We start from the raw sequence: 23,380 nt of genomic DNA, 5'->3' as shown, positions 1-23,380 counted from the left end.
CGTGTCGCGGAAGGTTGATGAACCCGCTGAACTCCGGCAGACCCGGAGAAAAGTGAGCGCCCCATGACAGAGCTGTATAAGCAGTACCTGGACACTTCGTACCTGTCCGGCGGTAACGCCGCCTACGTTGAAGATCAGTACGAAGCGTATCTTCAAGATCCCACGTCCGTTAGCGAGGCACTGCGCGCGTACTTCGATGCGCTGCAGAACGTCCCCGCCGTCGACGGTTCCAACGCCCGGGATATCCCCCACGCCCCCATCGTCACCTCGTTCGCCGAGCGCGCCAAGCATGGCCCGATCCGCACGATCGTCGCGTCTGCCGATTCCGATATGGGTCGCAAGCGCGTGGCGGCGACGCAGCTGGTGGCTGCCTACCGCAATGTGGGCCTGCGTTGGGCCGATCTTGATCCGCTCAAGCGTCAGGAGCGCCCGCCGGTTCCGGATCTGGACCCGGCTTTCTACGGTTTCACCGAAGCCGATCAGGACATCGTTTTCAACGCCAGCAATACGTATTTCGGCAAGGAATCGATGAGCCTGCGCGAGCTGCTCAACAACCTGCGCGAAACGTACTGCGGTTCGATTGGCGCGGAATTCATGTACATCAGCGACCAGGCGCAGAAGCGCTGGTGGCAAGAGCGCCTGGAAACCATTCGTTCCAAGCCGACGTTCTCGGCTGAAAAGAAGAAGCACATCCTCGAACGCCTGACGGCCGCTGAAGGCCTCGAGCGCTTCCTGCATACGAAGTACGTCGGTCAGAAGCGTTTCTCGCTGGAAGGCGGCGAAAGCTTCATCGCGGCGATGGACGAACTGATCCAGCACGCCGGCGCCAAGGGCGTGCAGGAAATCGTGATCGGCATGGCGCACCGCGGCCGTCTGAACGTGCTGGTGAACACGCTGGGCAAGATGCCGGCTGACCTGTTTGCTGAATTCGAAGGCAAGCACGTGGACGACCTGCCGGCAGGCGACGTGAAGTACCACAAGGGCTTCTCGAGCGACGTGACGACCCCGGGCGGCCCCGTCCACCTGTCGCTGGCGTTCAACCCGTCGCACCTGGAAATCGTCAACCCGGTCGTGGAAGGCTCGGTCAAGGCACGTCAGGAGCGTCGCGGCGACAAGCACGGCGCGCAGGTGCTGGCTGTGCAGGTGCACGGCGATGCGGCCTTCGCAGGCCAGGGCGTCGTGATGGAAACGCTGAACCTCGCGCAAACGCGTGGTTACGGCACGGGCGGCACGATCCACATCGTCATCAACAACCAGATCGGTTTCACGACGTCGGACCCGCGCGACTCGCGCTCGACGCTGTACTGTACCGACGTGGTCAAGATGATCGAAGCGCCGGTCCTGCACGTGAACGGCGACGATCCGGAAGCCGTCGTGCTGGCCATGCAACTGGCCGTGGATTTCCGTACCGAGTTCCAGAAGGACATCGCGGTCGACATCATCTGCTTCCGTAAGCTCGGCCACAACGAGCAAGACACGCCGGCGATGACGCAGCCGCTGATGTACAAGAAGATTGGCACGCACCCCGGCACGCGCAAGCTCTACGCCGACAAGCTGGTCACGCAAAACACGCTGAAAGCTGAAGAGCCGGACGCCCTGGTGCAGGAATTCCGCGCCGCCATGGACGCGGGCAAGCACACGGTCGACCCGGTGCTGTCGAACTTCAAGAACAAGTTCGCGGTGGATTGGCTGCCGTTCCTGAACCGCAAGTGGACGGATTCGGCCGACACGGCCGTGCCGATGGCCGAACTGAAGCGTCTGGCCGAGCGCATCACCGCCATCCCCGATCACTTCAAGCTGCACCCGCTGGTTGAGAACGTCGTCAACAACCGCGCCAAGATGGGCAAGGGCGAGCTGCCGCTGGACTGGGGCATGGGCGAGCACCTGGCCTTCGCATCGCTGGTGGCATCGGGTTACCCGGTGCGCATTACCGGCCAGGATGCAGGCCGCGGCACGTTCACGCACCGCCACGCCGTGCTGCACGACCAGAACCGCGAGCGTTGGGATGCCGGCAGCTACGTCCCGCTGCAGAACGTGTCGGAGAGCCAAGCGCCCTTCACGGTGATCGACTCGGTGCTGTCGGAAGAAGCCGTGATGGGCTTCGAGTACGGCTACTCGTCGGCTGAGCCGAACACCCTGGTGATTTGGGAAGCCCAGTTCGGTGACTTTGCCAACGGTGCGCAGGTCGTGATCGACCAGTTCATCTCGTCGGGCGAAGTGAAGTGGGGCCGCGCCTCGGGTCTGACGCTGATGCTGCCGCACGGCTACGAAGGCCAAGGTCCGGAGCACAGCTCGGCCCGCCTGGAGCGCTACCTGCAGCTCTGCGCAGACCACAACATGCAAGTGGTGCAGCCGACCACGCCGGCGCAGATCTTCCACCTGCTGCGTCGCCAGATGATCCGGATGTTCCGCAAGCCGCTGATCATCCTGACGCCGAAGTCGCTGCTGCGCAGCAAGGACGCTGTGTCGCCGCTGTCGGATCTGGCCAAGGGCCATTTCGAGACCGTGATCGCCGATACGGCCGAAGATCTGAACGCCGCGAAGGTCAAGCGCGTCGTGGCCTGCTCGGGCAAGGTCTACTACGACCTGGTCAACGCCCGCAAGGAGCGTGGCCTGACCGACACGGCCATCATCCGCGTGGAACAGCTCTATCCGTTCCCGCACAAGGCGTTCGCAGCCGAGCTGAAGAAGTATCCGAACCTCGCTGAAGTGGTGTGGTGCCAGGACGAGCCGCAGAACCAGGGTGCCTGGTTCTTCGTGCAGCACTACATCCTGGAGAACATGACCGAGGGTCAGAAGCTGGGCTACGCAGGCCGCCCGGCATCGGCATCGCCGGCCGTGGGCTACTACGCGAAGCACAACGAGCAGCAGAAGGCGCTGATCGATGCCGCGTTTGGCAAGCTCAAGGGCTTCGTGCTGAACAAGTAAGCGACCTCTGCGCCAGGGCGGCAGCTTCGGCTGTCGCCTTGACGCATCTTCGCTCCCGAATTCCACCGTATATCGAATTAGCGCGGCTCCCGCACAAGAGGAGCACGTGCACATGAATCCAAGGAACCACCGAAATGGCTATCGTTGAAGTCAAGGTCCCGCAGTTTTCCGAGTCCGTTGAAGAAGGCACGCTGATCTCCTGGAAGAAGAAGCCGGGTGAAGCCGTGGCCCAGGATGAAATCCTGATCGAAGTCGAGACCGACAAGGTCGTGCTGGAAGTGCCGGCCCCGTCGGCTGGCGTGCTGGCTGAAGTGCTGGTGGCGGACGGCGCAACCGTGACGTCGGAACAGCTGCTGGCCAAGATCGACACCGAAGGCAAGGCAGGCGCCGCTGCTCCGGCTGCTGCTGCGCCGGCTCCCGCAGCTGCTGCTCCGGCGCCGGCACCGGCTGCTGCCGCTCCGGCCGCTGCTGCAGCAGGTGGCGTGGCGATGCCGTCGGCCGCCAAGCTGATGGCTGAGAACAACCTGTCGGCTGGCCAAGTGGCCGGCACGGGCCGCGATGGCCGCATCACCAAGGGCGACGTGCTGGGTGCCGTGGCTGGTGGCGCCAAGCCGGCTGCTGCTGCCGCTCCGCAAGCCGCGCGTCCGGCACTGCAGCAAGTGGCTGCGCCGGTGGACTTCGCCGCCCTGGGCGACCGTCCGGAAGAGCGCGTGCCGATGAGCCGCCTGCGTGCCCGTATCGCCGAGCGCCTGGTGCAGTCGCAATCGACGAACGCCATCCTCACCACCTTCAACGAAGTCAACATGAAGCCGGTGATGGACTTGCGCGCCAAGTTCAAGGACCAGTTCGAGAAGACCCACGGCGTGAAGCTGGGCTTCATGTCGTTCTTCGTGAAGGCGGCTGTCCACGCGCTGAAGAAGTACCCGGTCATCAACGCATCGGTTGACGGCAACGACATCGTCTACCACGGCTACTTCGACATCGGTATCGCTGTCGGCTCGCCGCGCGGCCTGGTGGTGCCCATCCTGCGCAATGCCGACCAGATGAGCTTGGCCGATATCGAAAAGAAGATTGCTGAATTCGGCCAAAAGGCCAAGGACGGCAAGCTGACGCTGGACGACCTGACCGGCGGTACGTTCTCGATCTCGAACGGCGGCACGTTCGGCTCGATGCTGTCGACCCCGATCATCAACCCGCCGCAATCGGCCATCCTGGGCGTGCACGCCACCAAGGATCGCGCCGTGGTGGAAAACGGCCAAGTCGTGGTTCGCCCGATGAACTACCTGGCCATGTCTTACGACCACCGCATCATCGACGGCCGCGAAGCCGTGCTGGGTCTGGTGGCGATGAAGGAAGCGCTGGAAGACCCGGCCCGCCTGCTGCTGGATCTGTAAATCTGCCCACGGTCCTACTGCGCGCCCCGATCTTGACCTTGCGATGCTCGCCGTACCCATGTACGGCTGCCGATTCTGGCAAATTCGTCAGGCCAACTTCGGGCCGCTCGCTACGGACCGTGAACAGGTTTAAACCGACTGTTGTCGTTCCTGCCTGAGCGGGAACGACGGACTAAAGGATTTCTCCATGAGCAAAGAATTTGACGTGCTGGTGATCGGCGCCGGCCCCGGCGGTTACATCGCCGCCATCCGCGCTGGTCAGCTGGGCCTGAACGTGGCCTGCTGCGAAGACAACCCCTACGACGATCCGAAGGGCGAGCCGCGCCTGGGTGGCACTTGCCTGAACGTCGGCTGCATTCCGTCGAAGGCGCTGCTGGCCTCGTCGGAAGAGTTCGAGAACGTGAACCACCACCTGGCCGACCACGGCATCACGGTGGATGGCGTCAAGGTCGACGTGGCCAAGATGCTCAAGCGCAAGGACGACATCGTCGGCAAGATGACGAAGGGCATCGAATTCCTGTTCCGCAAGAACAAGGTGACGCTGCTCAAGGGCCACGGCAAGTTCGTCGGCAAGACCGACGCCGGCTATCAGGTCGAGATCGCAGGCAAGGCCGGCACGGAAGTCGTGACTGCCAAGCACGTGATCATCGCCACGGGCTCGAAGGCTCGCCATCTGCCGGGCGTGAAGGTCGACAACGTGACCATTGCCGACAACGAAGGCGCACTGAAGTTTGCCGAAGTGCCGAAGAAGCTGGGCGTGATCGGCGCTGGCGTGATCGGCCTGGAGCTGGGCTCGGTGTGGCGCCGTCTGGGTGCAGAAGTGACGATCCTCGAAGCGCTGCCGAGCTTCCTCGGTGCGGCTGACGAGTCGGTTGCCAAGGAAGCCAACAAGCTGCTGACCAAGCAGGGCCTGAAGATCAACGTCGGCGTGAAGGTCGGCGAGATCGAATCGTCTGCCAAGGGCGTGAAGGTCAACTACACCGACGCTGCCGGCGCTGCGCAAGTGCTGGAGTGCGACAAGCTGATCGTGTCGATCGGCCGCGTGCCGAACACCGACAACCTCGGCCTGGAAGCGATCGGCCTGGCGGCGGATCAGCGTGGCTTTATCGAAGTGGACGAGCACTGCGCGACCAAGCTGCCGAACCTGTGGGCGATCGGCGACGTGGTGCGCGGCCCGATGCTGGCCCACAAGGCAGAAGACGAAGGCGTGGCCGTAGCCGAGCGCATCGTCGGCCAGAAGCCGCACATCGACTACAACTGCATTCCGTGGGTCATTTACACCTATCCGGAAATCGCATGGGTGGGCAAGACGGAGCAGCAACTCAAGGCTGAAGGCCGCGAGATCAAGGCTGGGCAGTTCCCGTTCCTGGCCAACGGCCGTGCGCTCGGCATGGGTGCATCCGACGGTTTCGTGAAGGTCATCGCCGATGCGAAGACCGATGAAATCCTGGGCGTGCACATCGTCGCAGCCAACGCCTCGGACCTGGTTGCCGAAGCCGTGGTGGCGATGGAGTTCAAGGCTGCAGCCGAAGACATCGGCCGTATCTGCCACCCGCACCCGTCGATGTCGGAAGTGATGCGCGAAGCTGCGCTGGCCGTCGACAAGCGTCAGCTCAATATGTAAATCGCAAGCCGCAAGGCAAGCACGATGCCCGGTGAATCCACAAGATTGCCGGGCATTGGTCCATTTGGGCCCGCAAACGGTGCCCCAAGCACATCAAGCAGATGAACGTCCAGGAAACCTACCTACAGGAACTGAAGGCGCGTGGCTATCAGCCCGACGAAGCGCAGCAACGCGCCGTCGACCGCCTGCAGCGGTGTTACGACGAATGGGTCGCGTACAAGGCCCGGCGTTCGAATGCGCTGCGCAAGATGCTCGTGCGTCCCGATTTGCCGCGTGGCGTCTACATGTGGGGCGGGGTGGGGCGCGGCAAGTCGTTTCTGATGGATGCGTTCTATAGCTGCGTGCCGCTGGTGCGCAAGACGCGTCTGCACTTTCACGAGTTCATGCGCGAAGTGCATCGCCAGCTGGAGGAGCTGCGCGGGCGTGCTGATCCGCTGGACGAACTGGCCCGCCGCATCGCCAAGCGCTACCGCCTGATCTGCTTTGACGAATTCCACGTCAGCGATGTTGCCGACGCAATGATCCTGCACCGCTTGCTCGATCAGCTGTTTGCCAACGGCGTGCAGTTTGTGATGACGTCCAACTATCGGCCCGACTTGCTGTATCCGGACGGCTTGCACCGCGAGCGCGTGCTGCCGGCCATTGCGCTGCTGCAGGAGAAGCTCGACGTCCTCAACGTCGACGCGGGCGTCGATTACCGCAAGCGCGCGATGGAGCAGGTGCAGGCCTACTACACGCCGCTGGGCGCGAAGGCCAACTCGGCGTTGTGCGATGCATTTACGGCGGTGGCCGGCGTGCCGGACGAGTCGCCGGTGCTGCGCATCGAGCATCGTGAGATTCGGGCAGCCCGTAAGGCCGGCGGTGTGGTGTGGTTTGACTTTGCCACGCTGTGCGGGGGGCCGCGCTCACAGAACGATTACCTGGAAATCGCCTCGCGCTTTCACACCGTCATCCTGGCCGATGTGCCGAAGATGACGCCGCGCATGGCGTCCGAAGCGCGCCGGTTCACGTGGCTGATCGACGTGTTCTACGACCACAAGGTCAAGCTGCTGATGTCGGCGGAGGTGCCGGCAGACGAGCTGTACACCGAAGGCCAGATGGCCAACGAATTCCAGCGCACCGTGTCGCGCATCGTCGAGATGCAGTCGCGCGAATACCTCGAGGCACCTCGCCGCGAGGTGGATACGTCGCTGACCTGACCTCGCCTGGTCCTCCGCCCCTGGGGTTTAGTGTGACGTCGGCGGCGGGTTGCGGTGCGACGGCGGTGCCTGCGAGGGCCGCAGGCTTGCGCCAAAGAAGTCCTGCGGCAGGCGCTCGGTTTTGCGATTGACGTTGCGGAACGCGCCTTCCACCAGCATGGGCGCGACGTTGCTCACATCGGTTTGCGACGCCATCGTCACGTCTTCGGTAAAGCCGCGTTCGCACAGTTCGCGGCCCGACACGGAATCGAGCAACCACGCTTTCATCATGCCGGTCTGCGACGCCTCCCGATAGATGGCACGGGCGGCGAGTGCTTCGGGCGACAGCGCTTGCGGCAGGAACCCCGCCACGGTTTCCGACAGGTGATGCACGATCGCACCGGCCGCGAGCCAATCTTCCAGGGCCGGGCGCAGGCTGCCGTCGGCCCAGCGTTCTCCTGAGGCCACCACGGCGATGCGCCGGCCCAGCCGCGAAGCGGCCTCTGCGACGGCGCGGGCGTTGCGCAGGCAACCCGCAAAGGTGGGTGTCGATCCGGTGGCGAGTGCCAGCGTTGCGCCATTCGGCGACGGCAGGACGAGGCTGCTGCCCATCGGCAATTCCCGCAGCGACGCCGGCGAGAGCGTATAGCCTGCCTGGCCGCGGTTGCAGCCCGCCAGCATGGCGCCGGCACGGCGTGCGAAGGTCTCGGCGCTGGCGTCGCGCCATGGGTACGGATAGATACGTGCCCCGCGCGCTACGGCCACATCCACACAGGTGCAGAAAGAGAGCACGTCCACCACGATGACGGCGTCGCAATGTGGTGCCAGCGCGGACGCCCCGTGCTCGCCCCATTCGCAGTGGATGTTGTACAGGCTGAATTCGGTTGCCATGTCGCGCCCTCCTGTTTGGCTGGTGCAGCTCTTCACTATAGGCGGCCTGTGTTTTTATGGGAAAGGCAGGCTGCTGCGAGTGCGCTGAGGGTCGCATGTCGCGTGTGTTCTTATTGCCGGTCGCTTGACGCGCGTCAAGGGCGGGCAGGGGGATGCTGGCTAGCATCGTCCTCATAATGACGACGACATTCGCCCCCATCCACCCGGCCGCGCATCCAACTGCGCCGGTTGCCGGCTCAGGCTCGCCTATTGGTCCGAGCGGGGCAGGCGCGTCGCACGCCACCTGCTATCACTGCGCATCGCCGCTCGATGGCGCGTCCGCGGTCTACGCGGATATTGCCGGCACATCCCGAGAATTTTGCTGTGCCGGCTGCCAGGCAGTCGCGCAAACGCTGCACGCCTCCGGCATGGGTCACGTCTATGACGGCCCAATCGCCTTTGCCAAACCCATCGAAGGTGACCGCCGCACCGAAGCTGAAGCGGTTTGGGCGACGTACGACTTGCCCGTTATGCGCGAGCGCTTCGTACGCAAGCGTGCTGACGGCGCAGAAGAACTTTCGCTTGCCATCAGCGGCATGCGTTGCGCTGCGTGCGTCTGGTTGATCGAGCGCGCGCTTTCGCAAGTGCCCGGCATCCGCGAGGCCACCGTCAATTACGCTACGGAGCGCGCGCGCATCGTCGCAGATGCGGGAGCGATGCGGTTGTCCGCGGTATTTGCCGCCATCGCCGACGTCGGATATGAAGCCTGGCCCGACCAGCCATCCGCCCGCCGCACTGCCGAGGCGCGGGAACGGCGCAGCCTGCTGATCCGCTTGGGATTGGCCATGCTGGGGATGATGCAAGTGATGATGTACGCATGGCCGGTGTACCTGCACGGCGGCGACATCCCCGTGAGCCAGACGCGCCTGATGCAGTGGGCGAGCCTGTTGCTGACGGTGCCGGTGGTGCTGATCTCTGCACGGCCCATTTTTATCAACGCGTGGCGGCAGGTACGGCATGGGCACGTCGGCATGGACGTGCCCGTGGCGCTTGGCATTGGCGCAGCATTCGTTGCGAGCGTAGTCGCCACCCTGCGCGGTCATGGTGAAACGTATTTCGATTCGGTGACGATGTTCGTCGCTTTCCTGCTCGCGGCGCGTTATCTGGAGCTGCGTGCGCGGCAAAGCGCAGCGTCGGGCGCCGAAGCGTTGGTGCGTCAGTTGCCGGCCACCTGCCGGCGCATCGATGCCGAAAGCGGTGCGCTGGAAACCATCCCCGTCGCGACCTTGCAGCCAGGCGATTGCGTGGAGGTGCGCGCCGGTGAAGTCCTGCCTGCAGACGGCATCATCGAACACGGCACCACCGAGGTCGACGAATCGCTTCTCTCCGGCGAAAGCGTGCCGCGTCCGCGCGACGTGGGCGCGACCGTGCTCGCCGGCAGTTACAACGTTGTCAGCGCCATTCGCGTGCGTGTGAACCGCGTGGGCACCCAGACGCGCCTTGCCGCCATCGTCGATCTGCTTGAACGCGCCTTGACGGACAAGCCGCGCATGGCGGAACTCGCCGATCGTGTGGCCGGGCGATTCGTGGCTGTGCTGCTTGGCTGGGCCTTGCTGACTGCGATTGCGTGGTGGTGGATCGAACCGACACGCATGTTTGCCGTCACCGTGGCGGTGCTGGTGGTGAGTTGTCCATGCGCGCTGTCGCTGGCCACGCCGTCTGCGCTGGCTGCCGCCAGTGGCGCGCTGGCCCGGCGCGGTGTGCTGGTCACGCGCGGTCACGCCATCGAGAGCCTGGCGGCCGCTACGGACGTGCTGCTCGACAAGACCGGCACGCTCACGGAGGGGCGCCTGCGCTTGCTGAGCATCGAGACCTTCTCCGACCTCGATGCAGAGGACTGCCTCGCATTGGCTTGCGCGATGGAGCAATCCGAGAACCATCCGATCGCCCAGTCGTTGCGGGCCGCCGCATCAGATGCAATGCCGTTGCCCACCTTGGGGTCGGTGACCAACGTACCGGGGCAGGGCGTGTATGCCATGACCGGTCACCAATTGATGCGGTTGGGCACGCAGTCGTTTGCGGCGAGGCAATACGCAAATCACACGATCACTTCCACCCGCTACAGCACGGAAACGCCATTGGAGGAGGTGCCGCCCGCGGCTGCATGCACCTCGGTCTGGCTCGGACGCAATGGTGAGCCGCTTGCGCGCTTCACGCTGGCCGATACGCCGCGTGCCGATGCGCCTGCCTGCCTGAGTGCACTTCGTGCACAGGGCTTGTGCTTGCATCTCGTTTCCGGTGATGCACCTGAGACCGTGCACTGGTGGGCCAACCGACTCGGCATCGACCACGCCGTCGGCGGCGCAAGCCCCGAAGACAAACGCGCCTACGTGTGCAAGCTGCAGGCGAACGGCGCCCGCGTGCTGGCAGTCGGTGACGGCATCAATGACGCGCCGCTGCTTGCGCAGGCGCAGGTGTCCATCGCCATCGGATCCGGTGCGCCACTGGCCCAGGCAGGCGCGGACGCGATTCTCACGGAGCCCCGGCTGCTCGCCATCAGCGAAGCCGTGTCGATTGGTCACCGCACATTGCGCGTGGTGCGCCAGAACCTCGGCTGGGCCTTCGCTTACAACGCGATCAGCATTCCGCTGGCCACGCTCGGGTGGCTGTCTCCGTTGGCGGCGGGCATCGGCATGTCGGTGTCATCGCTGCTGGTGGCGCTCAACGCCTGGCGCCTTTCGCGCGCGACTTAGAAGGAGAGGCCATGGAAACGCTGTTTCTGCTGATTCCACTGTCGCTGATGCTCGTGGTGGCGATCGTGGGCGCGCTTTGGTGGGCCGTCGGCTCCGGACAGTACGACGATCTCAAGGCGCCTGCCGAATCGATTCTGTTGGACCCCGATACCCCCACACGCGACGCAGTGTCGCACAACGGAACTGCTTAACCACATTGGCCGGGTTGCCTTGATGCACGTCAAGGCCCTCCAGCGGCCTGGTTCTTAACATGACCACATCACACCAACTATCTTGGGGAGCAAGCATGCAATCGTCCAGCGCGTTGCAGCCCACCCAGACCTTCAACTACCGCGTTGTCCGCCAGTTCTCGATCATGACGATCGTCTGGGGCATCGTCGGTATGGCGGTCGGTGCGCTGATCGCGGCCCAGTTGATCTGGCCGCAACTGAATTTCGGGGTGCCGTGGCTGACCTACGGCCGGCTGCGTCCTCTCCACACGAACGCCGTCATCTTTGCGTTTGGCGGCAGCGCGCTGTTTGCGACGTCTTACTACATCGTTCAGCGCACGTGCCAGGTGCGTCTGCTTTCCGACACGCTGGCTGCTTTCACTTTTTGGGGCTGGCAGGCCGTGATTGTGGCGGCTGCCATCACGCTGCCGCTGGGCTATACAAGCTCGAAGGAATACGCCGAGCTGGAATGGCCGATCGACATCCTGATCACCGTGGTGTGGGTGGTTTATGCGATCGTGTTTTTCGGCACCATCATCAAGCGCAAGACCCGGCACATCTACGTGGCCAACTGGTTCTTCGGCGCTTACATCATCACCATCGCGCTGCTGCATATCGTCAACAACGCGGAGCTGCCGGTGTCGCTGTGGAAGTCGTACTCGGCTTATGCCGGCGTGCAAGACGCGATGGTGCAATGGTGGTACGGCCACAACGCGGTGGGCTTCTTCCTGACCACCAGCTTCCTGGGCATGATGTATTACTTCGTGCCCAAGCAGGCGGAGCGCCCGATCTATTCGTACCGCCTGTCGATCGTGCACTTCTGGGCGCTGAATTTCACCTACATGTGGGCGGGTCCGCACCACCTGCAATACACCGCGTTGCCGGACTGGGCGCAGTCGCTTGGCATGGTGTTTTCGCTGATCCTGCTGGCGCCGTCGTGGGGCGGCATGATCAACGGGATCATGACCCTCTCGGGTGCCTGGCACAAGCTGCGCACGGATCCGATCCTGAAGTTCCTCGTGGTGGCGCTGTCGTTCTACGGCATGGCGACGTTCGAGGGCTCGATGATGTCCATCAAGACCGTCAACGCGCTGTCGCACTACACCGATTGGACGATCGGCCACGTGCACTCCGGCGCCCTGGGCTGGGTCGCGATGATCACCATCGGCTCGATGTACTACATGATTCCGCGCCTGTTCGGCCAGCAGAAGATGTACAGCACGCGCCTGATCGAGGTGCACTTCTGGGTGGCGACCATCGGCGTGGTGCTCTACATCGCCGCCATGTGGGTGGCCGGCGTGATGCAAGGCCTGATGTGGCGTGCCACCGAGGCCGACGGCACGCTCACCTACAGCTTTGTCGAGGCCGTCAAGGCAACGTACCCGTTCTACCTGATTCGGTTGCTGGGCGGCCTGTGCTTCCTGGGCGGCATGCTGCTGATGGCGTTCAACGTGTTCAAGACCATCCAGGGCAGCAAGGCAATCGATGCGCCGATTCCTCAACCCGCCCAGACCCCGATGGTCGCAGCACAGTGAGGAGGGGAACATGAGCAACCAATCCAACAAGTTTTTCTCGCACGAGACGCTCGAAAAGAACATCGGCTTCCTGATCGTGCTGACGCTGATGGTGGTCAGCATCGCCGGGCTGGTGCAGATCGTGCCGCTGTTCTTCCAGCATTCGACCACCGAGCCGGTCAAGGGCATCGCACCGTATTCGCCGCTGCGACTGGCGGGGCGCGACATCTACATTCGCGAAGGCTGCGTTGGCTGCCACTCGCAGCAGGTGCGTACGTTGCGCGCCGAAACCGAGCGCTACGGCCACTATTCGCTGGCGGGTGAATCGGTCTTCGACCATCCGTTCCTGTGGGGTTCCAAGCGCACGGGTCCGGATCTGGCGCGCGTGGGCCAACGCTACTCGGATGACTGGCATCGCATCCACCTGCGTGATCCGCGTGAGGTGGTGCCCGAGTCGAACATGCCGTCGTATGCGTGGCTGTCGAAGACGCCGCTCGACAACAGCGACATCGAAAAGAAGATGCACGTCCTGCGCCAGCTTGGTGTGCCGTACACGGATGCGCAGATTGCCGGAGCGCGCGAGCAACTGGTCGGCAAGACGGAAGAAGACGCCGTGGTCGCCTATCTGCAAGGGCTGGGCCTTGAACTGCGCAACGTCCGGGATGTGGCTGCCGCGCCGGCCGCTGCACCCGCCACCGTTGCCGCCAAGGAGTAAGCCATGGCCATGCTGAGTGCAATTGCGACTGCCGTCTTCCTCGTGCTGTTCGTCGGCATCACGTGGTGGGCATTCTCCGCGCATCGTCGCGCCGCCAATGCGGAATCGGCCATGCTGCCGTTCCTGCTGCCCGATGAGGCCGAGGTCGCCGGTGCGCGCGCAGACGCGTCGCGCCCGCATCAATAAGGACACAGAATCATGAGCGACTTCATTTCGGAGTTCTGGGGGTATTACATCGCAGCGATCGCCCTGGTCGGCATCGTGTGGTGCATCTGGCTGCTGTTCTCCCAGCGGCGTATTCAAGTGGCACCCGGACAGAGCGCCGGTGAAGATACCGGCCACGTTTGGGATGGCGATCTGCGCGAACTGAACAATCCGCTGCCGCGCTGGTGGATGTGGATGTTCTTGCTGTCGTGCATCTTTGCGTTGGGATACCTGATCCTGTACCCAGGCTTGGGCGCATATGGCGGTGTGCTGGGTTTCTCCACACGCGGCGAGCTGGCCTCGCAGCGTGCGGTCGCCGATGCGCAGGTCCGCCCGCTCTACGAGCGCTATGCCGGCATGGACATCAAGCAGATCGCCGCGGACCCGCAGGCCCATGAGATTGGCCAGCGCCTGTTTCTGAACAATTGTGCGCAGTGCCATGGCTCGGATGCCGGCGGCTCGAAGGGCTTTCCGAATCTGACCGACGGCGATTGGCTGTACGGCGGCGAGCCCGACACCATCCTGACCACGATCACCAAGGGCCGTCACGGCGTCATGCCATCGCTGGCAGCGGTGGTGGACGGCAACCAGGCGGTCAACGTGGCGAACTACGTGCGCTCGCTGTCGGGCCTCTCGTATGACCCGATCAAGGCAGCGCGGGGCGAGCCGACGTTCAAGTCGGTCTGCGCGGCTTGCCACATGGCAACCGGTAAGGGCAATCAGGCGCTCGGCGCCCCTAACCTGACCGACCGCGTCTGGCTGTACGGCAGTTCGGAAGCGACCATCGTCGAGACCATCCTCAAGGGCCGCGACAACACGATGCCGGCACACGAAAACCTGCTCTCGCCGGAGAAGATCCGCATGCTGGCGGCCTATGTCTGGGGCCTCTCCAATAGCAACACGAGCCACGCGCAATGAGCGACAAAGAACCAGCCTGGCGCCCCATGACGCCCGCCGCTGCGGCGGCGGGCGCCGAGGACGCGCCGACCGAGCAAATGCTTTATGAGGTCCGGCGCAAGATCTATCCGCGCGCCGTGACCGGGGCGTTTGCGCGTTGGCGCGTCTGGCTGGTGCTGGCCACCCAGGCCATCTTCTATGGCTTGCCGTGGCTGCAGTGGAATGGTCGCCAAGCCGTGCTGTTTGACCTGGGCGCACGCAAGTTCTACCTGTTTGGCCTTGTGCTGTGGCCGCAGGACGTGATTTACCTGACGGTGCTGCTGGTGCTGTCGGCGTTGGGGCTGTTCCTGTTCACTGCGGTGGCAGGGCGGCTCTTTTGCGGTTATGCCTGCCCGCAGACGGTCTACACCGAGATCTTCATGTGGATCGAGCGGCATGTCGAAGGTGACCGCTTTGCCCGCATCCGCCTCGACGGTGAGCGTTGGAGTCTGCGCAAGTTTCGCCTGAAGGCCGCAAAGCATTCTGCGTGGATTCTTATCGCGCTATGGACGGGCTTCACCTTCGTCGGCTTCTTCACGCCAATCCGCGATCTCGGTATGGAGACGTGGACGCTTTCCCTCGGCCCGTGGCAAACGTTCTGGATGTTGTTCTACGCCTTCGCCACATGGGGCAACGCCGGCTTCATGCGCGAGCAGGTGTGTCGCTACATGTGCCCCTACGCGCGTTTCCAGAGCGTGATGGTCGACCCCGATACCTACGTCGTCACGTACGACACGCAGCGGGGCGAACCGCGTGGCAGCCGCTCCCGCAACGCCGACTTTGAAGCGCAGGGCCTGGGCTCGTGCGTCGACTGCAGCATCTGCGTGCAGGTGTGCCCAACCGGCATCGACATCCGGCAGGGGTTGCAGTACGAATGCATCGGCTGCGGCGCATGCATCGACGCCTGCGATCAGGTCATGGACAAGATGCGCTACCCGCGCGGCCTCATCCGCTATACATCGGAGCGGGCCATGCACGATCGGCTCAGCCCGAAAGAGGCGCGCCGGCATCTGTTGCGCCCGCGCGTGCTGATCTACAGCGCGATCATGCTCGCGCTCATCATTGGCTTCATCGTGGCCCTGATGATGCGTCAGCCGCTCAAGGTGGATGTGATCCGCGATCGTGGTGCACTTGCGCGCGAAGTGGATGGCGGCAAGATCGAGAACGTTTACCGCCTGCAGTTGATGAACGCGTCCGAGCAACCCATGCGCGTGACCATCACCGCAGAAGGCATGCCGGAACTGGACGTGGAAGGCGGTCGAGGCGAATCGACCACGCTGGAATTGCCGCCTGCCGCCAATCGTCTGGTGCCGGTGCGCGTGCGTCGACCCGCTGACGACGCAACGCCTGGTTCGCACAAGATCCATTTCGTCATTCAGGCAGATCACGGCAATGGCAGCCTCGTGCTGCGCGAGCCGTCAAGCTTCATCGTGCCGCGCTAGCGTGGCACGAGCGGCATCTCCAACAGGAGGCAACGATGCACGCAACGCAAACTTCAGCACCCGCACGCCCCTGGTGGCGCGAGCCTTGGCCGTGGCTCCTGATGGCCGGACCGTTCGTCGCCATCATCGGTTGTGGCGTGACCATCTGGCTGGCGGCTTCGCATCCGGATGCCGTCATTCACGATAACGTTGTGCGGCGCGGTTTGGTCGTCGAGAAGCCGGCTGCTGCGCCCGCGCATGCCATGCCCGCGGAGGCCCGATGAAGCGTCGACTGCTGATGTGGATTCTGTGGCCGGCTTTTCTGTCCGCCGCGCTGGCTGAGCTTGTGGTCTTCGCTGTGGTAGACCCTGCCGACCTGCGTTTTTTCGGCGAGCAGATCACGGTGTCGGCCCAGGCGGTCTACACCGTGTCGTTCTTTGTGTTCTGGTTGCTGTGCGGATTGTCGAGCGCGCTGACGCTCTATGTATCGCCGGGTATCGGCAAACTGGAAGCGCACGAACACCCGCTCGTGTGAGCGGGCGCCATGGACGGTAACTTAGGCGGCCTGACCGCTCATCACCTGGCGCAGGCCGGCCAGGTCGATCAGCTTGACGTGGCGTTGGCGGATCTGAATGAGGCCCGCTTCAGCAAAGCGCGAAAACAGGCGGCTGACGGTCTCGAGCTTGAGACCCAGATAGCTGCCCAGTTCTTCGCGGCTCATGCGCAGTACGAATTCGGTCGACGAATATCCGCGCTGCGCCGAACGCTTGGAAAGATTGAGCAGGAAAGCCGCGAGACGTTCTTCTGCGCGCATGGACCCCAGTGTGAGCAGCATCAGGTGATCCTGCGAGATTTCCTTGCTCATGATGCGCAGGAACTGATGCTGCAGCGAAGGCAGTCGGCGCGAAAGCTGTTGCAGCTCGTCGTAACGCACCACGCAGACTTCGGTATCTTCCAGCGCAGTCGCGTCCGACACATGGCGCATATCGCCAATGCCATCGAGCCCGACGATTTCTCCTGGCAGGTGGAATCCCGTGATCTGGTGACGGCCGTCTTCAAGCGTCAGATGGGTTTTGAGCGTGCCGAAACGAATGCCGTACACCGCTTCAAGCGGCTCGCCCAAAGCATAGAGCGATTGCCCTTTCTTAATGCGGATGCGCTCGCCGACCAAATCGTCCATCTTGCGCACGTCGTCGGAGTTCATTCCCACCGGCAGGCAGATTTGTCCGAGTACGCAGGTGGAGCAGCGCGAGGCTTGGTCAGTAAGTGCGATTCGAGTGAGCACGGGCGGGGCGACTGGATTTCGAGAAAGTGAAATGAGTAATTCTTGTGGTGCAACTCAACTTATTATAACGGCGACCTCCTTGCCGTCGGACATTTCCGATGCGGCAAAACGCGTCAATTACGCTGAGTTCGCCACAGCAAAACGAAAACCTTAGCCCATATCAAAAGAGCGTCAAAAAGATGAGTGCCGCGGCGCTTCTGAGTGTTTTTCTGATTGCACTGCTCGGCGGTGTGCATTGTCTGGCGATGTGCAGCGGTATCGCACTGGCGGCGGAACGCGGGGCCGTGTCGGTGCGAATTGTGTCGCGTCGCCGGTTGTGGTTCGAGCAGGTCGTCATGCATGCGGGGCGGCTGACCACGTATGCGTTGCTCGGCGCCATCATGGGAGCGATGGGCGCGACCATCTGGCGCCAGCAGTGGCTACCGATCCAGCGCGGCTTGTTTGCCTTTGCCAGCGCTTTGTTACTTGCCTACGGGGTTCTGCTGCTCGTGCGTTCCGCCTCCGATACGTGGCGCAGCGTGTGGATTGAGCGGCTGCTTGGTCGCGTCGCCGGCGCGCTGTCTCGGGTGGCGGGCGCGCTGGGCGGCAGGCTGCAACGTCGGCCGCCGTTGCTGCGCCGGTATATCACCGGATTGGCCTGGGGCCTGGTGCCGTGCGGCATGGTCTACGGCGCATTGGCCGTGGCGTTGTTGGCAGGCAACGGGCCCTCCGGGGCTGTCGTCATGCTCGCCTTTGGTGCCGGTACGCTGCCCAATCTATTGATGATGTCCGGTTTGGCCGGCTGGCTGCGCGGCCTGTCGCGACAGCGGTGGGCGCGCGGCGCGGCGGGCGTCGCTATCGCCGTGTTCGGGATCTGGGGGCTGGCGCACGCGATCTGGCTGCCGGAGATGCTCAACGCACACGGCTTCTGTCTCGTGCTGTAGGTGTTTAAAGCACGCGAAAATCGCCATCCTGCCTGGGACGGGCGGCTAGGACATCTTCCCGGTTGCGGCGCCGCGGGAAATTGCCCTACAATCGACAACAATTCGATTCGCCACCCGCGCACATTAACAATCCCAAGCGCGGCGCCAAGCGATGCCATCCAGCGGTAAAGTCACCCTGGACAGTCGATTCGGGCGGGCTGCCATTCTTCGTTGACAGTCGTCCGGCGCAGTATCCGTCCCCATGGCGGCGGAAGAAATTGCCCTTGTGGTGCCTGACCGGCACCGGATCAACTCGCTCCTCCGGCCCTACTTTGCGGGCATAGCCACTGCGTTTCGGTGCAGGGCCCAATTGAATAATTGGCCTTCGCGCGCCAGGCCCGGGCGGGCAACAGCATTCAGAAATGCCGCGTGCTTCGCGGTGGGACGACAAACCTCAAGCGTGACGGCGACTTGCCGCGCGCGAGCAATGACGAGCCGCTCAACCCGATGAATACCCAAGAGGCGAAGATCGTCCTCGAGACCGCGCTGATCTGCGCGCAGGACCCGTTGCGAGTCAATGACTTGCGCAAGCTGTTCGACGAAGATGTTTCCGCAGACACCATCCGTGTGCTGCTCGAAGAGCTGCGCCAGGACTGGCTCAATCGCGGTGTCGAACTGGTTGCGCTGGCCTCCGGCTGGCGTTTGCAGAGCCGCCCCGAGATGCGTGTGTATCTCGACCGCCTGCATCCGGAAAAGCCGCCCAAGTACTCGCGCGCCGTGATGGAAACGCTGGCGATCATCGCCTATCGCCAGCCGGTGACGCGCGGCGATATCGAAGACATTCGCGGCGTGACGGTCAACACGCAGGTCATCAAGCAGATTGAAGACCGCGGCTGGATCGAGGTCATCGGTCATCGCGACGTGCCGGGCCGTCCGGCGCTGTATGCGACGACCAAGCAGTTTCTCGACGACCTCGGCCTGCGCTCGCTGGACGAGCTGCCGCCGCTGGAAGATGCCCGCGCCCAGGCGCAGGCAAGCCTGCTCGAGCAGGGCGCCATCGAATTCGAGGGCGGCGCAATTGCAGTGGAAGAGTTGACGGCGATGGTCAACGACGCGCCGGAAGGTGCTGAAGGCGCAGACGTTTCGGTGGTGGAAACCCCGGAATTGGCGGTGGCCGAGGCACCTGTCGAGGTGGTTGCTGAAACGCCGGCGCAGTCTGAGGTGGTTGCGGGCCAGGAACCGTCTCTGGAGGCCGAATCGCAGGCGGTGAGTGCGACCGAGGTCGCGTCCGAAGACGAACACAAAACACCGGCCGAGCCACCCGTGGCTCCGGCCAATGAACATTCGTAACACCATGTCCGCCGCGCAGTCGGCGCATGGTTTGAACCCCTAGATTTGAAAGACGTTGTGAGCACTCAGCCAGATTCCATGGATACACGTATGCCGGCCGACGCCGACGCTCAGCCGCCGCGACAAGACGGCGGTGACGGGACTGAGGCCGCGCCTCGTCGCAAGGGATTGCGCCGCGGCTTGCGCAACCTCGTGGCCTCCCGCCGCCAGCAGCAGGATGGTCGCCCCGAAGGCGAAGTGGCTGAGGCGGGTGCCGCAGACGCCGGCCAAGCTGCGCAACCGCGCAAGAGCCGCGCCCCCCGGGCACGCAAGCCGAAAGAGGTAGCCGGTGAGCCGGCGGTCGTTGCCGCAGAGGGCGCTGCGCCGACGGAACAAGCGCCCGCCGAAGGGCAGGGCGAGCGACGTGGCCCGCGCGGCCGTTTCGGCAAGAACCGCCGTCGCCAGGGCGAAGGCCAGCCGGCAGAACGCGCGGAGCGCAGCGAGCGCACGGAAGGCGCAGCTGGCAAGAACGCGGGCGGTCGTGGCAAGCAGCAGAACCGCAACGGCAAACCGCAAGGCAAGGCGGGCGGCCAGAACCAGAATCGCGGCGGCAAGGGGCCAAAGGGCGGCAAGGGCTCCGAAGACGTCTTCCAATACGTGATTTCCGGTGCGTATGACTCGGAGGCCGACACCGGCGGCGCATCGCAGCCTCCCAAGACGCGCGAACTGACTTCCGATGATGACGCGCCCAAGCTGCACAAGATCCTGGCTGATGCTGGGCTGGGTTCGCGCCGCGACATGGAAGATCTGATCCTGCAGGGTCGCGTCTCCGTGAATGGTCTGCCGGCCCACATCGGCCAACGCATTCTCGCGACCGACCAGGTGCGTGTGAATGGCAAGCTCATCCAGCGCAAGCTGCCGAACAAACCGCCGCGCGTGCTGCTGTATCACAAGCCGGCCGGTGAAATCGTCAGCCAGTCCGATCCGGAAGGCCGTCCGACCGTGTTCGATGCATTGCCGCGCATGAAGACTGGCAAGTGGGTCGCCGTGGGTCGCCTCGACTTCAACACCGAGGGCCTGCTGATCTTCACGACCTCCGGCGACATCGCCAACCGTTTCATGCACCCGCGCTATGGCGTTGAACGTGAATATGCGGTGCGTACGCTCGGCGAATTGACTGAGACCGACCGCCAGAAGCTGCTGCACGGGATCCCGCTCCAGGACGGCGAAGCGAACTTCCTGCGCTGCGTCGACGGCGGCGGCGAGGGTGTCAACCACTGGTACCACGTCGCTCTGACCGAAGGCCGGAACCGTGAAGTCCGACGTATGTTCGAGGCGGTCAATCTGACCGTGTCACGCCTGATCCGTACGCGCTATGGCAGCTTCGTGCTGCCGCGCGGCCTCAAGCGCGGCCGCTGGCAGGAGGTGTCAGCAGAGGATGTGCGTACGCTGATGGGCACGCTGGGCATGAAGGTGCCGACGGCGAGTTCTGGCGGTGGACAAGATCGCCAGGGCAACCGTCGCCGTGGGCCCGCGCCGGTGCTGATGGGGCCGATGTCGTCCGGTTTTGCCGGGGAAGCGAACTTCCAGTCGCGCGGTATGGGCATCGAGAACGGGAATCGCGCGCAACCCGCGCAGCGCCGTCCGTCGAGCCCGCGCCAGCCCGATCCGATGCAAACCTCCATGGGTTACATCAATGTGGGTGGCCCGACCACGCTGACGGCGCGCACCCGCATGGGCGAGCGTCCGAATGGCCGTGGAGGCGCTGCCGGCGGTGGGATGCGAGACGGCAATCGCACGCCGGGTAACAAACGCCCTGGAAAGGGCGGCGGTGGCATGCCGAATGGCAATAAGGCGCCGCGCGGCGGTAGCAAGCGAGGCGGTAAGCGCTAAGAAATGCGGGCGTTGTGTGCGGCATCCGTCGCAGCGCCCCGTTTTGTGGCGACTTCTGGGCAATTTTTGCGTTTTGCCTCGAGACGTATTACAATGTGAGTCTAATCAAAAGTCATCCTGTAGAAGATGGGCGAATGATATGGGCGTTGCGCCCATTTTTTTTTGCTTCGGCAGGTTGGCCATACCGGGAAATTCTTCAGGAAAAACGTGCATCTGACTGATCTGATTGAGAAAACCCTCGCCGCCATGGGTTACGAGCTGGTGGAAGTGGAGCGCGCGCCCGCCGGGCTGCTGCGCGTGTATATCGATCAGGCAGAGAACGGCATCGTCATTGAAGATTGCGAAAAAGTGAGTCATCAGCTCACGCGTGTGTTCGAAGTTGAAAACGTCAACTACGAACGGCTGGAAGTGTCGTCGCCGGGGCTGGACCGCCCGCTGCGCACGCTGGCCGACTTCACCCGCTTCGCCGGCCTTGAGGCCAAGGTGACGCTGCGCTTGCCAGTGGGCGGGCAAAAGAATTTCACGGGAATCATTCAGGCTCCGACGGGCGAGCCAGGCCAGGAACGCATCGGCCTTGAGTTTGAGGGCCCGGAAGGCCCCGCGCTGCTGGAATTCACGCTGTCGGAACTCGACCGCGCCCGGCTGGTGCCCGTGCTGGACTTCAAAGGAAATCGAAACAAAGGGAACAAGCAATGAGCCGCGAAGTTCTGTTGCTCGTCGATGCGCTTGCGCGCGAAAAAAACGTCGACAAGGATGTGGTGTTCGGGGCGCTGGAAGCTGCACTGGCTTCGGCGACCAAGAAGCGCTTTGAAGAAGACGTGGATGTGCGCGTGGCGATCGACCGTGAGTCGGGCGAACACGAAACCTTCCGTCGCTGGCTCGTCGTTCCCGACGATGCAGGCCTGCAGGAGCCGGACAAGCAGATTCTGCTGTTCGAAGCCAAGGAGCAGAACCCTGACCTCGACGTCGACGATTTCGTCGAAGAGCAGATCGAATCGGTCGAGTTCGGCCGTATCGGGGCGCAGGCTGCCAAGCAGGTGATCCTGCAGCGTATCCGCGATGCCGAGCGCGAGCAGATCCTGAACGACTACCTGGATCGTGGCGAAAAGGTCATGACCGGCACGATCAAGCGCGCCGACAAGAAGGGCCTGATCGTTGAAACCGGCCGCGTCGAGGCGCTGCTGGCCCGCGACCAGATGATCCCGAAGGAAAACCTGCGCACGGGCGACCGCGTCCGCGCATATATCCTGAATGTCGACCGCACCGCACGCGGCCCGCAGATCGAGCTGTCCCGCACGTGCCCCGAGTTCCTGATCAAGCTCTTCGAAAACGAAGTGCCGGAAATGGAACAGGGCCTCCTGGAGATCAAGGCCGCCGCGCGCGATCCGGGCGTGCGTGCGAAAATCGCGGTCGTTGCACACGACAAGCGCATTGATCCGATCGGTACCTGCGTCGGTGTGCGCGGCACGCGTGTGACCGCGGTGCGTAACGAAGTCGGCGGCGAAGCTGTGGACATCGTGCTGTGGTCGGAAGACCCGGCGCAGTTCGTGATCGGCGCGCTGGCGCCGGCGCAAGTGCAGTCCATCGTCGTGGACGAGGAAAAGCACAGCATGGACGTGGTGGTCGACGAGGAGAACCTCGCCGTGGCCATCGGCCGTAGCGGCCAGAACGTTCGCCTGGCGTCGGAATTGACCGGCTGGCAGATCAACATCATGACGCCGGCTGAATCTGCGCAGAAGCAGGCTGAAGAAAGCTCCGTCGTTCGTCAGTTGTTCATGGCGAAGCTGGACGTGGACGAAGAGGTTGCTGACATCCTGATCGAAGAGGGCTTCAGCTCGCTCGAGGAAGTGGCCTACGTGCCGCTGCAGGAAATGCTGGAAATCGAAGCGTTCGACGAAGACACCGTCAACGAGCTGCGCAACCGCGCTCGCGACGTGCTGTTGACGATGGAGCTGGCGAAGGAAGAAAAGGTCGAGAAGGTGTCGCAAGACCTGCGCGACCTCGAGGGGCTGACCCCGGAGCTGATCGGCAAGCTGGCCGAGGGGAACATCCAGACGCGTGACGACTTGGCCGAGCTGGCCGTGGACGAATTGGTCGAGATGACCGGCGTCGACGAAGAACAAGCCAAGGCGCTGATCATGAAGGCGCGTGAACACTGGTTTTCGTGAGTCGCATAAGCGTTGATCGTTTATCGCAATCCTCACTGAAACCAAGCATCGAAAGGG

Annotated in this window: 20 protein-coding genes; 18 read left to right on the top strand and 2 right to left on the bottom strand. The window is 63.5% G+C overall.

Features of this window, described 5'->3' with window-relative positions; translation table 11 throughout:
• The first annotated feature begins 63 nt into the window (after nt 1-63).
• From N511_RS0101005 to zapE, 4 genes are all read left to right on the top strand, one after another.
• Entirely contained in the window at nt 64-2,928 is a 2,865-nt protein-coding gene (locus N511_RS0101005; RefSeq protein WP_027677595.1) for a 2-oxoglutarate dehydrogenase E1 component, read from the top strand.
• 134 nt (nt 2,929-3,062) lie between these two features.
• The gene (gene odhB / locus N511_RS0101000; RefSeq protein ID WP_027677594.1) at nt 3,063-4,322 is read left to right on the top strand and encodes a 2-oxoglutarate dehydrogenase complex dihydrolipoyllysine-residue succinyltransferase; all 1,260 of its coding nucleotides are present in this window, start codon (nt 3,063-3,065) and stop codon (nt 4,320-4,322) included.
• Between the two features lie 187 nt (nt 4,323-4,509).
• On the top strand, nt 4,510-5,946 hold the full coding sequence (gene lpdA / locus N511_RS0100995) for a dihydrolipoyl dehydrogenase (RefSeq protein ID WP_027677593.1): 1,437 nt from the start codon (nt 4,510-4,512) through the stop codon (nt 5,944-5,946).
• Nucleotides 5,947-6,047: 101 nt separating this feature from the next.
• Nucleotides 6,048-7,145, top strand: a complete 1,098-nt coding sequence (gene zapE / locus N511_RS0100990; protein ID WP_027677592.1) for a cell division protein ZapE — start codon at nt 6,048-6,050, stop codon at nt 7,143-7,145.
• Between the two features lie 27 nt (nt 7,146-7,172).
• On the opposite strand, the gene N511_RS0100985 is transcribed toward zapE, so the two are convergent.
• Entirely contained in the window at nt 7,173-8,015 is an 843-nt protein-coding gene (locus N511_RS0100985) for a 2-phosphosulfolactate phosphatase (RefSeq protein ID WP_027677591.1), read from the bottom strand.
• A gap of 176 nt (nt 8,016-8,191) precedes the next feature.
• Between N511_RS0100985 and N511_RS0100980 the strand changes: the two genes are divergently transcribed.
• The 9 genes from N511_RS0100980 to N511_RS0100940 all read left to right on the top strand — a co-directional run bounded on the left by N511_RS0100980 (nt 8,192) and on the right by N511_RS0100940 (nt 16,281).
• Nucleotides 8,192-10,747, top strand: a complete 2,556-nt coding sequence (locus N511_RS0100980; protein WP_027677590.1) for a heavy metal translocating P-type ATPase — start codon at nt 8,192-8,194, stop codon at nt 10,745-10,747.
• 11 nt (nt 10,748-10,758) lie between these two features.
• Complete coding sequence (gene ccoS, locus N511_RS0100975; RefSeq protein ID WP_027677589.1) at nt 10,759-10,938, top strand: cbb3-type cytochrome oxidase assembly protein CcoS; 180 nt, start codon at nt 10,759-10,761, stop codon at nt 10,936-10,938.
• Nucleotides 10,939-11,033: 95 nt separating this feature from the next.
• Complete coding sequence (gene ccoN, locus N511_RS0100970; RefSeq protein ID WP_027677588.1) at nt 11,034-12,491, top strand: cytochrome-c oxidase, cbb3-type subunit I; 1,458 nt, start codon at nt 11,034-11,036, stop codon at nt 12,489-12,491.
• 10 nt (nt 12,492-12,501) lie between these two features.
• Nucleotides 12,502-13,185 carry a cytochrome-c oxidase, cbb3-type subunit II gene (gene ccoO / locus N511_RS0100965; RefSeq protein WP_027677587.1) on the top strand — a complete coding sequence of 228 codons (684 nt, stop codon included), beginning with the start codon at nt 12,502-12,504 and terminating at the stop codon, nt 13,183-13,185.
• Between the two features lie 3 nt (nt 13,186-13,188).
• Nucleotides 13,189-13,371, top strand: coding sequence for a cbb3-type cytochrome oxidase subunit 3 (locus N511_RS0100960; RefSeq protein ID WP_027677586.1), 183 nt, complete (start codon nt 13,189-13,191; stop codon nt 13,369-13,371).
• A gap of 12 nt (nt 13,372-13,383) precedes the next feature.
• On the top strand, nt 13,384-14,307 hold the full coding sequence (gene ccoP / locus N511_RS0100955) for a cytochrome-c oxidase, cbb3-type subunit III (RefSeq protein WP_027677585.1): 924 nt from the start codon (nt 13,384-13,386) through the stop codon (nt 14,305-14,307).
• Entirely contained in the window at nt 14,304-15,767 is a 1,464-nt protein-coding gene (gene ccoG, locus N511_RS0100950; protein WP_027677584.1) for a cytochrome c oxidase accessory protein CcoG, read from the top strand. Before ccoP ends, ccoG begins: the two co-directional genes overlap by 4 nt.
• 35 nt (nt 15,768-15,802) lie before the next feature.
• Nucleotides 15,803-16,030: a FixH family protein gene (locus N511_RS0100945; RefSeq protein WP_027677583.1), complete on the top strand. Its 228-nt coding sequence runs from the start codon at nt 15,803-15,805 to the stop codon at nt 16,028-16,030.
• The gene (locus N511_RS0100940; RefSeq protein WP_004626404.1) at nt 16,027-16,281 is read left to right on the top strand and encodes a hypothetical protein; all 255 of its coding nucleotides are present in this window, start codon (nt 16,027-16,029) and stop codon (nt 16,279-16,281) included. Before N511_RS0100945 ends, N511_RS0100940 begins: the two co-directional genes overlap by 4 nt.
• 21 nt (nt 16,282-16,302) lie before the next feature.
• On the opposite strand, the gene fnr is transcribed toward N511_RS0100940, so the two are convergent.
• Nucleotides 16,303-17,031, bottom strand: a complete 729-nt coding sequence (fnr, locus tag N511_RS0100935) for a fumarate/nitrate reduction transcriptional regulator Fnr (RefSeq protein ID WP_081785303.1) — start codon at nt 17,029-17,031, stop codon at nt 16,303-16,305.
• Nucleotides 17,032-17,210: 179 nt separating this feature from the next.
• Here fnr and N511_RS0100930 point away from each other — a divergent pair, with 179 nt between their 5' ends.
• From N511_RS0100930 to nusA, 5 genes are all read left to right on the top strand, one after another.
• Nucleotides 17,211-17,954 carry a sulfite exporter TauE/SafE family protein gene (locus N511_RS0100930; protein WP_027677581.1) on the top strand — a complete coding sequence of 248 codons (744 nt, stop codon included), beginning with the start codon at nt 17,211-17,213 and terminating at the stop codon, nt 17,952-17,954.
• Nucleotides 17,955-18,440: 486 nt separating this feature from the next.
• On the top strand, nt 18,441-19,283 hold the full coding sequence (gene scpB, locus N511_RS0100925) for an SMC-Scp complex subunit ScpB (protein ID WP_027677580.1): 843 nt from the start codon (nt 18,441-18,443) through the stop codon (nt 19,281-19,283).
• Between the two features lie 90 nt (nt 19,284-19,373).
• A complete protein-coding gene (locus tag N511_RS0100920) occupies nt 19,374-21,155 on the top strand; it encodes a pseudouridine synthase (RefSeq protein WP_027677579.1) in 1,782 nt (593 codons plus the stop codon).
• A 207-nt stretch (nt 21,156-21,362) separates the two neighbouring features.
• Nucleotides 21,363-21,851, top strand: a complete 489-nt coding sequence (gene rimP / locus N511_RS0100915; RefSeq protein ID WP_027677578.1) for a ribosome maturation factor RimP — start codon at nt 21,363-21,365, stop codon at nt 21,849-21,851.
• Nucleotides 21,848-23,323, top strand: a complete 1,476-nt coding sequence (gene nusA, locus N511_RS0100910) for a transcription termination factor NusA (protein ID WP_027677577.1) — start codon at nt 21,848-21,850, stop codon at nt 23,321-23,323. Before rimP ends, nusA begins: the two co-directional genes overlap by 4 nt.
• Nucleotides 23,324-23,380 lie beyond the last annotated feature (57 nt).

This window comes from Ralstonia sp. UNC404CL21Col (assembly GCF_000620465.1).
GTDB classification, from domain to species: domain Bacteria; phylum Pseudomonadota; class Gammaproteobacteria; order Burkholderiales; family Burkholderiaceae; genus Ralstonia; species Ralstonia flatus.
This window is presented reverse-complemented; position numbering and strand designations above follow the sequence as displayed.